Consider the following 12,654-nt stretch of genomic DNA (forward strand, 5'->3'; position numbering starts at 1 on the left):
AGCCAGGTGATAAGATGGAAGACGAAAAATCTTTGAAAGATTGGCCCCATGATTGGATTAAAAAAATTCGTTCCAGGCCCGCTAGACATAACCTTTCCAAACGAACACGGCAAGTTGACTTGGCAAGGCAAGTTGGCGTCGATCCACGAACCGTTCAACAGTGGGAGAACGGAGATCGTCTTCCCAGCGTTGGCAGCCTCAAACGTTTGATTCAAGTCTTTTTGGAGGAAGGACTCTTCCTGGAGGGAGCCCAGCGGAAAGAGGCTGAGGAGCTTTGGCTTGCAGTAAAACGCTTTTCGGAAGTGCGCTCTGCAACAAAACGGGAGTTTCCGGATTTTGATGTCACTTGGTTTGAAACCGTTGCTTCGTTCGAAGGTTCCGCGCAGGAAGGTCGGGTTGCCACGCAAGCCGTTTCACTTGCAAGGCAAAGTCAGTTACCGAAGCCTCCTTCTCTCTTTATAGGAAGAAACCAATCCATGGCTGACCTGAAAGAACAGCTGAAGTTCCATTCCCTTGTGTCAATCGTAGGACCCGGAGGGATAGGGAAAACATCACTTGCTGTTCGAGTCGCTTCAACGCTTGCTGAAACGTATCCGGACGGTATTTGGATGTTCGAATTCGGCGCCGTAAAGGATCATCATTTTTTGGGCCAGTATCTGTTATCCACTATGGGACTGCAAAATCAAGGGAATCGAACTGATCTCCAAACCATATTAGATGTAATCTCCGAGAAAAGAATGATGTTTATTTTCGACAACTGCGAACACATCATTGATGCATGCGCGGCTTTAGCTGAATCACTCCTGATGGCTGCGCCAACACTAAGCATCATGGTCACGAGCCGAGAAGCCTTGAACATTTCGGGGGAATACGTCTATCGGATTCCCCCGTTATCCTTTCCAGGTGAGGAGTATTCGCTGGAGGTGCTTTCCGAAGAAGAAATCAAGGAATTTGAAGCCGTGCAACTGTTTATGGAACGTGCGCTTTTGGTTGCTCCTAAGCTTCAACCCACGCTGGCAAACTTGCAGCTTGTAGGTGCCATATGCAAAAAATTAGAAGGGATTCCGTTAGCCATTGAGCTTGCGGCTTCCAGAATGAGTATGTTGACATTAGAACAGATGGAAGAACGTCTGGCGAGTCTGCTGACATTATTGACTGCTGGAAAACGAAATGCTGTGCCTCGGCAAAAAACGCTGAAATCTACAATCGATTGGAGCTACGATCTACTAACCGGCAAGGAGCAACTGCTTCTGAGAAGGCTCAGTGTATTTTCGGGAGGGTTTACGTTGGAGGCAGTGGAGCGGATCTGTAGCTGCGAACCCGCATTGCCCACCCGTGATGATAAACTTGCTCGGGAAGATATGCTTGATCTGTTATCCGGACTGGTCAACAAGTCACTCGTCTCAATCGAAACCAGTGATGACTACCGCTATATCCGTTATTTCATGCTGGAAGCCATTAAGGAATATGCTGGCGAGAAGATGCGGGAAGAAACTGACGGCCGTAACAGACATGTTCTTCTTGAACGTCATGCTCAATATTACAGCCAAATTTTGAATCGTGCCGAGGCCAAGTTCAGGACTCGCGAGCGTGATGCCTGCCTTGATGAAGTGAGACGAGAATATGCAAACCTGCGCTCAGCCATGCAATGGTGTTATCAGAATGATGCACATACCAACTCAATTGGATTTCATATGGTTTCAAACCTTTACTGGTTCTGGCTTCATGAAGGCAGATTAAAGGAGGGGATTTTTTGGCTTAATCGTTTTCTGGAAAGTACCGTTCATAAAGAACTGCCTGGTGGAGATTTTGCCAAAGCATTGCATGGGCGGGGCGTCATTCAATTGGTTCAAGGAAACGTTGAAGAAGCCATGGTTTCAGCTGCACGCAGCGCTGAGCTCGCCCGTGATCTGAACCATTCTGCACAATTAGCCTCTTCTCTTCGTCTCATGGCATTTATTTATATCAACCAGCTACTTTTGAAAGATGTCGAGCCTCTCGTTAAGGAGAGCGTTGATATTGCCAGGAAAACGAAGGACATGTGGAATTTGGCGGCTTCGTTGCATGCTTACGGAAAGCTAAAGCTGGAACAAAAGGAGTATCATGAAGCATCCATGCTTCTAAAAGAGAGCGTGTACTTCTTCGAATCGGTTCAGGATAAATGGGAAGTATCCGGTCCGTACGAAAGCCTCGGTTATGCTGCCTTGAAACTTGGGCAGACCGATCAATCCATTGAATGCTTCAAAAAAAGCATTGCGATCAGCCAAATTTACAAAGGGACATGGATTCTCTCTCGCGGAATAGAAGGGTTGGCTATAGCTTTATGGGCAAAGAAGGCTTATCCAGAAGCGGTCATCCTTCTGAGTGCTGCTGAGAAATGTCGCGAAAGCTTCGGAGCTGCTGCCGTTCCGAATTTTCCCGTGGAGCATAATGCAGTGCTTCTTGATCTTCAACATGTTTTAATTGAACAGGAAATACGCGATATTTGGAACAAAGGAAAGAGTCTAACGAAAGACCAGATTCTCGCATATTCTTTAGAAACTTAGGTGTGATAGCCTCCCTGAAAATCTGATCGTCCAAACGATGGACAGCCTCATTGACAACACGAACAAGGTGATAGTACAAAGAAACCGTTCCTTTCGTAAATGGTGGGTCGCACTTCCATTTACCAAGACGGTTTCTTTTTGTTTTACATCTTTGAGAAAAGCGGTCTTCCTGTGGGGTATGCAGTTTATGAACGACCAATAAAAGTCAAAAAATTGGTGTCTGCATTTCAAGATCCCTCTTGACACTCATTTTTTTCTGTAACTATAATGATTACATTAAAAAGGGAGTTAGTAATGATAATATTCAGCGGATTTTCAATAGGACTCGAAAAAGTTCCACTGCTGAATGTTTACCAGACAGTGGAAGTCATGGAGTAGGGGAAGCTCTTTCATATCCACGAACAGCATAGCTAGAATTGCTATTAATAGCATTGTATCCTCAATTATTTTAATCATAACATAGGAGTGGATTTATCATGGCAACTGTATTGTACGTAACCGCGCATCCTTTAAAAGACGGTACATACAGCTTATCAGTCGGCAAACAGTTTATCGAAACCTATCAGGAGGCCAATCCAGGAGATGAGGTCATTCATTTGGACCTGTATCGCATGGATCTTCCGCAAATCGACGCCGATCTTCTAAGACGCTGGGGGCAGCCACCAAGTGGTCTTTCTTTCGATGAACTGAGCGAGGGATCGAAGGTCAAAGCGGTGCGAATGCGCGAGATTGCGGACCAATTCATGACTGCGGATAAAATCGTCATTGTCAATCCGGTATGGAATTATTCTTTCCCGTCGGTTCTGAAAGCGTACATTGACGCGGTTATAGTTCCGGGAAAAACTATTAAGCGAGCCGATAATGGGCTGCGGGGTTTGTCCGGTTTGATTGGGACGCAGCAGGACAAAAAAGTGATGCACATTCAGGCTTCCGGCACGGTCTCTCCCATGGGAAGTTCAAAGATGTAGAGCACAGCCATAGTTATGTAAAAGCTATCATGAATTTACTGGGCATTGACGATGTGCAGGCTATCTTTGTTGAAGGTATCAGTGAGCAGCCGGACCAAGCGCAGAGCATAAAGGAATCAGCAATCCGGCAAGCCATATTGGCAGCCAAAGCGTTTTGATGTGACAGCCTAAAGAAAAAGCGGAAAAATTCCAGGATTTTTTTCTGGTTTTTCTTTCTCTTTTTTGACCATGATGGGGGAATGTATTGTTGTTACACCTGATGTACGTTACCCAAATAAGTTGCATTATTACAATCCTTGATACTTAAGGCAATTCCTTTGTTTTGGCGGCCACAATGCGGTCATCATTATGGAGCCGCTATGAGCCATAAGTGGAAATATAACGGTTAAACCCCAGGGACCTTATCCATCTGGAAGAAGCCCTGAGGTTTTTTGTTATTGAGCAGGGAGGTCTTGCCTGTAGTAATACGAAGCGGTCTCAAAATCTTTTTGGTGATAATAAGCTTCAGCTATAAGGATATACAATTCACTCATTTTTTTGTGCGCTTGCTTTTGTTATTGAGTTGGGCTTTTAAATCAGCTTCTTCCTCTGTGATTTCTATACTCTTTATTATGTTTAGAAACTCATTTAACAAATTGCTTTCAAGATATTGTTCCGCCCTTACCAATTGAGCAGGAATGGAGGGAGGAAGAGAAACGGTTTCCGGGGCCTCTTAAAAGTAATAGAGCAATTTAATCGCTCCGCAAGCTTGCTAATGATCTCAAAAGAGGGCATCGCATTTCCTTTCTCAATTTGACTAATCAATATCAGATGATGAATTGACCCGCAGCTGGTTAGCAGCAGGGATAAGCAAGGATTATGACCGGACTCGACCGTAAAATTCGCGAGGAAGGGGCGGAAGATCTAAGTACTGATACTGTAATGAGGGTGACTGTGAAGGCGCCTGTCTCCTTCCAACAATTTGCACAGAGACACGCAGAAATCTGGATGCGGGAATTAGACAGTACTATGACATTTTAGCCAAACTCAAACAGCGTGCACCAAGCTTGGAAAATTCCCTTGGAATCCTCGGCACTTCGCGTAGATATTTGTGTGTCCCAGCTTCCAACTGACAAAACCGAAAATATCTAGTCACGAACACAAGTTGAGAATTGCGCTAACAGAGACACTCGTTGAATAAATCAGTCTAAATCTTCTATAGAATTATTGCTCTAATAGGGGGGATTATGATTAAGCGAAAGGTGGCATCTTATAAAGCTGAAAAGCAAATCCAAGGGTCAATTCAAGTAAAGAAAGGACAGGGTTCACTTCAAACCGCCCTGCCCTTTCTTTATAGATGAGGATAAACGAGTGATAAGTTTATGGTTCGATCAAGGTTTACAGATCGATTCTCCAGTTGCCCATCATCTTGGCGACTTCCGGGTCGCGATACGATAAGAAAAGACTTTCCCGCGTATCGAGGGCCGAGATTTGTTCGGTATCATCCGCGCTCAACTCAAAATCGAAAATGTCAAAGTTTTCGACGATCCGCTCTTTTCTCACCGATTTTGGAATTACAACGACTTCACGCTGAACAAGCCAGCGCAATACGACCTGAGCGACGGACTTGTTGTATTTTTCTGCGATCGAGAGCAACACTTCGTTTTTGAACATGTTGTTAAGTCCCTCAGCGAATGGGGCCCACGACTGGTGTTGAACTCCGTGCTCTTTCATAAAAGCTGCGCTCTCTGTTTGCTGGTAGAACGGGTGCGTTTCGATCTGGTTGACGGCGGGTACGATTTCGTTATGAACGATGAGGTCCATCAGGCGGTCGGGTAGGAAGTTGCTGACACCGATCGCCCTAATCTTGCCTTCGCGGTACAGGTCTTCCATCGCACGCCATGCACCGTAGTAATCGCCAAATGGCTGGTGAATAAGGTACAGATCGAGATAGTCGAGTTGAAGCTTCTTCAAGGATTTGGCAAATGCGTGCTTGGTACTCTCGTAGCCGGCATCCTGAACCCAGAGCTTGGTCGTGATGAACAGCTGCTCACGCGGTACGCCGCTGCGGTTAATCGCACGACCGACCGCTTCCTCATTCAAATAACCGGAGGCGGTGTCGATCAGGCGGTAACCAGCCATCAGCGCTTCATATACAGCGTTCTCGCATTCTTCAGCATCTGGAACTTGGTAGACACCAAAGCCGATGATCGGCATTTTCACACCATTGTTTAATGTTACGGTTTGCATTGTATTTCCTCCCATTGTCCAAATGTAAAACGCAAACGGCCGCAAAACTCGGAAATCGGGCACCTCAGTGGGCTTCCGCTTACGGTCGACTTGCATTACAATAAGCCTAACGCCTTCGTGTTACACGAAGTCAAGCCATCTTCAAAAATTTTTATTTTTCCAAGGAGGATTCCACATGCATACAGTCAAAGAAGCTGCCCAGATAACGGGACTCACCGAGCACGCTGTACGCTTTTACACGGATAAAGGCCTGGTACCAAGCGTACAGCGCAATCAAAACAACATTCGGATGTTCGACGAAGAATCGATCAACTGGTTGCATGGCGTCAAATGTCTCAAGCAATCCGGGATGCCGATTGAAGTCATTAAAATGTACGTCGATTTCTGTCTCGAAGGGGATTCGACCATTCCGCAACGCTACACACTCATGATGGAGCATAAGGAAGCGGCGCTCATTAAGCTCGAAGAAGCCAAACAGCACGTTGCCCATTTGGAACAAAAAACGGCTCTATATCAGGCCATTCTGGAGCACCGCTCTCCAGACACGACCAATCCTGGCAACTGGGATAAAATTCAGCATATGCATAGTGACGTTTTTTACTCGCCCTCTGTTCGGAAGGCTAGAGATCTACGTGAGACACAACCACTCGAAGAAAATCCTCTGTTTTAAATTCCTGGTTGGCTTAGGATGAACAAGATTCAGAACAGTCTAGATTGGACTAACGAGAGACGATAACTTAATCATAACGAGAAGGCAGCAGGCCAAATGGACCCATTGCCTTTGTTCAAATCCTCTGTTTTTACACTAAATAACAGCACTGAACGCATCGTAAAAGATCATAAAATGGTAGCGTTGTTTCAAACATGAGTCGAACCGTCTGGGTAACTTAGTTCTCGGACTGATCTTCCCAATGTATGTATTTACCTTTTTGCGGGATCAGTCGATCAGCTAACGCACTTTCGGGAAAGCTTTCTATGCATCGTATGTACACATGATTAAAAGGAGGGCAGCACCCCACGCCAGCGGTAGAATTGACTACTACAGAGATTAGAATGTAAAGAAACGTAAGTCTGAAATAACAAGGGGCAGACTGAAAGATTTAATGGAACTGCGTCCAAGACTTAAACAGGCACAGTATGCAAAAATACTTGGGCTAAGCCGATTCAGTGTCTCACATCATATGAGAAAATTCAGAGAAGATTCAACTTGTGAATAGCTCACTTAACTACGTAATTGACCATTGCCCAATTATAATATACTATTGGTTAAAAATGTAATCAGGAGGCAGCTATATGTTTAACTCGGCAGTTTTAGAATCAATAAGTGACATAAACCTTTTGTATGAAATGCTGCAAGCAGAGTTTTCACTAGATGGTTGGGATGCTATGGTACATATTGCGGATAAACTCCACCACTCAATCAACGCATTCTATGAGGAAGACCAACTTAGACAAGCAAAAGGGCAGCCGAGGATTGATACTAAAAGACTTAAACGAAGTGTTGCTTTTTATTTTGGATATTCTATGGTGGCGAAAGGTATCGCATTGCAAAAGATGGGCGATTACTCAGCAGCAAGGGATTGTATTGAAAAGTACTCTGAATTGGGATGGATATCTGGATTGGACGATGAGGGGAAGGAGGATGTAACACATTTCAGGATGATTGCAAATGCCAATACATATGTTTTGAATTTGCTGGAAGGTAATATGGAGACGCTTCCTGAATATGTGCAATTTATACACAATGCCGAGGAAGAAGAGTTGTTGCCGGGGATTATTACGATACTGGAGTCAGCTTTAAAACATAACTGTAACGTTGATTGGGCATTAAAAGAATTTGAACCTAATTTGGACGCTCTGGATGGAGAGTACGAAACGGAAGCCAATATTCGTTATTATATAGATCATTTATATCTTATGTCTCTTTACCACTTTACTAATGGTAATATTTACAATGCATTAAATATATCCCTCAAGGGATTGCGAATGTCTGATAAACTTAAGGATGATACTGGATATAAAAAAATCAATGCATTATTTGTTTCATTTAGTGTTCATGCAACTAAAGAACAGCTGAATGAATATAATGTATTGAACAAAACTATCCTAGAAAGGGTGTTAAAAGATGAAAAAGGCATTAGGTATGATGGCAGTAGTATTGTTTCTGTTAGGTAACGTAATCATCCCTACTGGTGCAGCAACGATCCAACCTAACAATCACGGCATGAATAGCTTCCAACAACTTAACAATCATGGCATGAATAGCTAGGTTCGTATATTTGAAACCCCTTCTACAAAGAAGGGGTTTTAATTTGGCAGAATAGTTCCAAAGAATCATAACAATCTTCTAGAAATCTACTGATTTTTCTGAAGGATTTCCCCTCAATTCACAGAACACTATCATTGAGGAGAGACGTGGCGAGGCAGAGGGTGCTTCGTGCCCTCATAAAGCCATTTCAGCAGCACAAAGACTTAATGTCTCGGCCGTCAATTCAAATATATCAGTTACATTGGGCGCTTTACATTGCAATAAAAACGATGGAGGGCGCTCAACGTGATAACACTGACTAGTAATCGTTACTGATAATATTCCCTCCATTCCTATTCCAGTCATAGGTTCAATATCAATTAACCCCATGCATACTAAATAATGAAAAGTTAAGTGTCGTTCAGTATTTAGTTCTAGCGGACCTGACAAAAGGCATTGTCAAACAGTTTCCTGGGAAATTTTAAGCGATCGTTATAGACGCTCCAAAGCAGATTAGCTTTTTATAATCACCCGAAAAGGTGGCTATGGAAAGCTTTTTTACCGGTTTAATGAATCATTAATACAATGATGGATGTAGTCGGTACGACGTACATACACAAATTTCGTTAGAGCGACTAGCATAGGTTTTGCTGAAATACAATAGTTCTTTGTACAATAAAGTTGTTTTCTAATGTCTAACAATTTCTTAATCCTGATGTCATCGGACTGTCCAATTAAGTGCAGCCTAAAAAAATTCGAAGAAAATCTCCCGAGCATGATACAAAAAAGGAAGAAGGTTCGTCTTCCTAATAGCTGCAGCTTAAAAGGAGGCAATTACAAAATGAGTATTCCGGAATCCTCACCATTCCGCAACATATTTTATGAGCATTATCCAACCGTACGCAGAAAACTGGCTGCGCTTGTGCGAGATGAAGCAGCAGCCGACGATCTGGCGCAAGAAGTATTTCTGCGGCTGTACAGAAATCCGCCGGACAACCCGGCAACCCTGGGGGCATGGCTACACCGGGTACTGACAAGAATCGGATACGATTATTTAGAGAAGAGAGCAAGAGAGAGAAAGCTGCAGAATAAGCAGGAGATAATGTATGAAGGGGAAGTCGCTTCTGAATCCGGCGAAGAGGCGCTGATGCGTCGATTGGATCAGGAAGAGGTTCAGGCTTGGCTGGACAGACTGCCCGAACGAGACCGCCAAGCGCTGCTTCTGCGCTACTCCGGCTACAGCTATGCGGAGATCGCGGAAGAGCTTAATGTCAGGTCGCCGCTAATAGGCAGTCTGCTCCAAAGAGCGACACGCAAGCTGCAGGCCACATCCAGCAAGGCTATAGCAAGGCAGGACTAATCAAATATTCGGAAAGGATTGAAATGATATGACAACTAAATTGCAGCATTCAGAAGCTGACAAAAGTACACATGAAGCCTGGGAGAGGTTGCTACAGAAGCTGGCCATGGAGCCGGTAAACGCCAAGTGGGAGACCAGGGACGCAAATGACAAAGAGGACGTTCTGAGGCTTGCCGATGCCCTTAGGCCGCCAGCGGACTCAGTTGCAATTCAGGATTCGGAATCCAGTTTGAAAGTTGATGCTCCGGCTCCGGTTGCTTCTTTCCGCCGGCGAGCAGGCAAGGGCCGAAAGTGGGCCGCAGCGGTGGCGACAGCCGTTATCTTTGGCGTCGTACTTACAACCCCTGTGGGAAATAACGCGCTGGCGGCATTTTTAAATCAATTCCGGGTGCAGGATATCGCTACAGTTGACGAAAGCACGCTCGAAGGTATGTTTAATCAGCTGGTTCCGGGAAAATCGGCCGACATAGAAAACACCTTTGGCCAGTTTACATCGGAAAGCGGAAACGTACAGGGGGATTTTACGCGTGAACAAGCCGTCTCTAAGCTCGGATATCAGCTTCTTCCAGTAAATGTGGCCGGAACGAAGGAAAGTGTGTACGTTACTCCTTCGCAAAAAATTACAATGATGCTGAATGTGGATGAGCTCAATAAAGCTATGCAGCGTGTAGGGGCAACGAAGCTGCTGCCGGAGTCGATGGACGGTAAAGAAATAGCGTTTAGTACACATGAAAGCGTAAATTACGATTTGGGTACCGATCAGGACCACTGGGCAACTCTGACACAGATGCAGGCTCCAGAAATTACGGTAGATCCGTCCGTTGATACAGAAAAAGCGGTGGATGCCGTTCTTCAGCTTCCGATTCTGCCTTCCGATCTGAAAGAGAAGGTAAAGCGCAGCCGCATTCTGGCAGGTTCCATTCCTATGCCATATGTGGTTAATAAAAGTGCTGAAACTTCTGAGATTACCGTTGGAGGAACCAAGGTTCTGGTTACAAACATGAAGTACAGCTCAATGACGAATCGTACCGCTATCTGGATCAAAGACGGACAGTTCTTTTCCTTTGAAGGTGGGAGCGCCTATGAGTCAGAGTTTGATTTCATGAACAAGCTTAAGGAGCTGGTTGAGGCATGAGTAAGCCGACAATCGACGCTAAAGGATTAACCAAGGAATACAGCAACGGGCGCGGCTGCCGCAACGTGACCATCACCGTAGGGAAAGGGGAAGCCTTTGGCTTCCTCGGCCCCAATGGAGCCGGGAAAAGCACATTTGTGAAAATGCTGGTCGGGCTCATCCATCCGACGGCCGGAGGAGCAACCCTGATGGGTGCACCCATCGGAACGCTCGAAGCGAAACGGCAAATCGGGTATCTTCCCGAGCTGTACCGGTATCAGGAATGGCTTACAGGTGATGAGGTCGTCCGGTTGCATGGGCGATTATGCGGTTTGGACAAGCAGGTGATCGACAAGAGAGTTCCTGAGCTATTGCACATGGTAGGTGTGGGTCAGCGGGGGAAGGACCGTGTTAAGCATTATTCCAAAGGCATGCAGCAGCGGCTTGGACTGGCTTGCGCGCTGGTGAATGATCCGGCCGTGATTTTTCTTGACGAGCCTTCTTCCGCCATGGACCCGGTTGGACGAATGCATGTACGTAATATACTTGAGGAACTGAAGCAGCAGGGGAAAACGATTTTCTTAAACTCCCATCTGCTTGAGGATGTGGAAGTATTATGCGACAGAATGGCACTCTTGAATAACGGACAGGTTCTCCGCCATGGGCGGGTAGCCGAAATGCTCCAGAAGCGAGTCTGCTGGCGTTTTAAAGTCGGCGGATTTTCGCCTTTTTTGCTGTCCTGGCTTATGGATACGACAGAGCTCAGCTTTCGAGTAATAACAGATGGAAAAGCCGAAGGCGGATTTACAGGAGAGAGGGGCATAGATGATACCGTCTGGCTTGAAGCGGAACTGGAGAGCGAAGAACAGGCAGGCTGGATCAATACGTTGCTGATCGGACAGGGGATGACGTTATATGAAGTCACCAAAGTTCGAGAACGGCTTGAAGAGTGGTTCATGAAGGCTGTTGCAGGGCTGAATCATAGGGGGGAACTGGAATGAGGATTATTTGGACCATGACCTGGAAGGAGCTACTGCGCAAACGGGTCCTCCTGCTGACACTTTTATTAACTGTTGTATTCCTGCTGGGATTTTGGTTTATTGCCGGCGCCATCGCAGGAGATTCTACCTCTAGGGTGATCACAGGCGGTACGAATAATGAAACTATGATCCAGGAATTTACGCTCGGGATGTTCATTTTGATGCTCGGTTTTTTCTTCGCAAGTTTTGTACTCGCCTTTTTAGCGATTTTCAGCTCATTTTCCACGATTGCGGGTGAGGCGGAGCAGGGGGTCATGCAGGCGATGCTGCCACGGCCGATTCCGAGGTGGAAATGGTATACGGGCCGCTGGCTGGGCTATGTTTCGCTTGGTGTAATCTATGCCTTGGTATTGTACAGCCTGATTTTGTGGATCACCGATGTGCATGCTTCGATCCCGCGTGATCCGGTAGTGCTGGTGCAGTCTTTTTTGCTATTTGCTTCAGTCGTTCCCTTGCTTGTAACCGTGTCCATGTTCGGATCCGGCTATTTGTCATCGGTTGCGAATGGTGTCGTCATGACGATGCTTTATGGGGCTGGTTGGCTCGGTGGCATGGTTGGAAAAATCATCGGCTCTGTGGGTCTGGAGTCAGGTCCCATGCAGACCCTGAACAATATAACGGGTGTCCTGTCCCTGATCATGCCTGCCGATGGACTGCAGCGTAAAATGCAGGCAGTGTTGTTCAGCTTTGAGAATATTAATGGACTCATCCCGGTAAGCACAAGTGGACCGTTTGGTATCGGCGAGATTCCTTCAACAGCCTTTTTGATATACGCAGCATTTTACACGGCTGTGCTCTTTGGACTCGGGCTGCGCCGCTTTGTCCGCAAGGATTTATAGGTTCTACTTTGAAGTTTCAGACTTCAGCAGCCATTCAAAAAAATTGTTTTAAAAGACCTTCTGAGAATAAAAAAGGTGGTCTAAAAAGACCGCCAAATTGCTTGCTTTATTCCAATAAATGAATCTATGAGTCTGTTTATCTATTTCGATCGTTCATTAGTTTCAGCCTCGTCTTTACGCCATAATCACGCTTAAAGCGATCAAAAAGGGCGCTAAGGTCTCCAAGTCTAAAGAAGGTGATAACGACATTATTGCAACCATATCTACACAGCGATAATAATATTTTAATTGGGGCAGAACAAGATGGACT

At 45.5% G+C, this 12,654-nt stretch carries 8 protein-coding genes and 1 pseudogene; 8 read left to right on the plus strand and 1 reads right to left on the minus strand.

Annotation, left to right across the window (positions count from 1 at the left end; all coding sequences use genetic code 11):
• The first annotated feature begins 14 nt into the window (after window positions 1–14).
• Entirely contained in the window at window positions 15–2,546 is a 2,532-nt protein-coding gene (locus NSQ57_RS12325; protein ID WP_340932217.1) for an NB-ARC domain-containing protein, read from the plus strand.
• A gap of 476 nt (window positions 2,547–3,022) precedes the next feature.
• Window positions 3,023–3,672: pseudogene (locus NSQ57_RS12330) on the plus strand (NAD(P)H-dependent oxidoreductase).
• A 1,219-nt stretch (window positions 3,673–4,891) separates the two neighbouring features.
• On the opposite strand, the gene NSQ57_RS12335 reads toward NSQ57_RS12330, so the two are convergent.
• The gene (locus tag NSQ57_RS12335) at window positions 4,892–5,743 is read right to left on the minus strand and encodes an aldo/keto reductase (RefSeq protein WP_318628310.1); all 852 of its coding nucleotides are present in this window, start codon (window positions 5,741–5,743) and stop codon (window positions 4,892–4,894) included.
• Window positions 5,744–5,918: 175 nt separating this feature from the next.
• Here NSQ57_RS12335 and NSQ57_RS12340 point away from each other — a divergent pair, with 175 nt between their 5' ends.
• From NSQ57_RS12340 to NSQ57_RS12365, 6 genes are all read left to right on the plus strand, one after another.
• Window positions 5,919–6,413 carry a MerR family transcriptional regulator gene (locus NSQ57_RS12340; RefSeq protein ID WP_029515307.1) on the plus strand — a complete coding sequence of 165 codons (495 nt, stop codon included), beginning with the start codon at window positions 5,919–5,921 and terminating at the stop codon, window positions 6,411–6,413.
• 623 nt (window positions 6,414–7,036) lie between these two features.
• Window positions 7,037–7,918 (plus strand): DNA-binding protein, encoded by an 882-nt coding sequence (locus NSQ57_RS12345; protein WP_209950304.1) that lies wholly within the window; start codon window positions 7,037–7,039, stop codon window positions 7,916–7,918.
• Window positions 7,919–8,832: 914 nt separating this feature from the next.
• Window positions 8,833–9,351, plus strand: coding sequence for a sigma-70 family RNA polymerase sigma factor (locus NSQ57_RS12350; protein ID WP_029515305.1), 519 nt, complete (start codon window positions 8,833–8,835; stop codon window positions 9,349–9,351).
• A gap of 28 nt (window positions 9,352–9,379) precedes the next feature.
• A complete protein-coding gene (locus tag NSQ57_RS12355; RefSeq protein ID WP_341039353.1) occupies window positions 9,380–10,486 on the plus strand; it encodes a hypothetical protein in 1,107 nt (368 codons plus the stop codon).
• Entirely contained in the window at window positions 10,483–11,466 is a 984-nt protein-coding gene (locus NSQ57_RS12360; protein WP_318628308.1) for an ABC transporter ATP-binding protein, read from the plus strand. Before NSQ57_RS12355 ends, NSQ57_RS12360 begins: the two co-directional genes overlap by 4 nt.
• Window positions 11,463–12,344 (plus strand): ABC transporter permease subunit, encoded by an 882-nt coding sequence (locus NSQ57_RS12365; RefSeq protein ID WP_069011453.1) that lies wholly within the window; start codon window positions 11,463–11,465, stop codon window positions 12,342–12,344. Before NSQ57_RS12360 ends, NSQ57_RS12365 begins: the two co-directional genes overlap by 4 nt.
• The last annotated feature ends 310 nt before the right edge of the window (window positions 12,345–12,654 follow it).

Origin of the sequence: Paenibacillus sp. FSL L8-0502 (assembly GCF_038593055.1) — a bacterium.
Taxonomy (GTDB): Bacteria; Bacillota; Bacilli; order Paenibacillales; family Paenibacillaceae; genus Paenibacillus; species Paenibacillus polymyxa_D.

Excerpts from the sequence above, each read along its gene's own strand:
- NSQ57_RS12325 (WP_340932217.1), top strand. The coding sequence starts at position 15 with ATGGAAGACGAAAAATCTTTGAAAGATTGGCCCCATGATTGGATTAAA.
- NSQ57_RS12335 (WP_318628310.1), bottom strand. The coding sequence starts at position 5,743 with ATGCAAACCGTAACATTAAACAATGGTGTGAAAATGCCGATCATCGGC.
- NSQ57_RS12340 (WP_029515307.1), top strand. The coding sequence starts at position 5,919 with ATGCATACAGTCAAAGAAGCTGCCCAGATAACGGGACTCACCGAGCAC.
- NSQ57_RS12345 (WP_209950304.1), top strand. The coding sequence starts at position 7,037 with ATGTTTAACTCGGCAGTTTTAGAATCAATAAGTGACATAAACCTTTTG.
- NSQ57_RS12350 (WP_029515305.1), top strand. The coding sequence starts at position 8,833 with ATGAGTATTCCGGAATCCTCACCATTCCGCAACATATTTTATGAGCAT.
- NSQ57_RS12355 (WP_341039353.1), top strand. The coding sequence starts at position 9,380 with ATGACAACTAAATTGCAGCATTCAGAAGCTGACAAAAGTACACATGAA.
- NSQ57_RS12360 (WP_318628308.1), top strand. The coding sequence starts at position 10,483 with ATGAGTAAGCCGACAATCGACGCTAAAGGATTAACCAAGGAATACAGC.
- NSQ57_RS12365 (WP_069011453.1), top strand. The coding sequence starts at position 11,463 with ATGAGGATTATTTGGACCATGACCTGGAAGGAGCTACTGCGCAAACGG.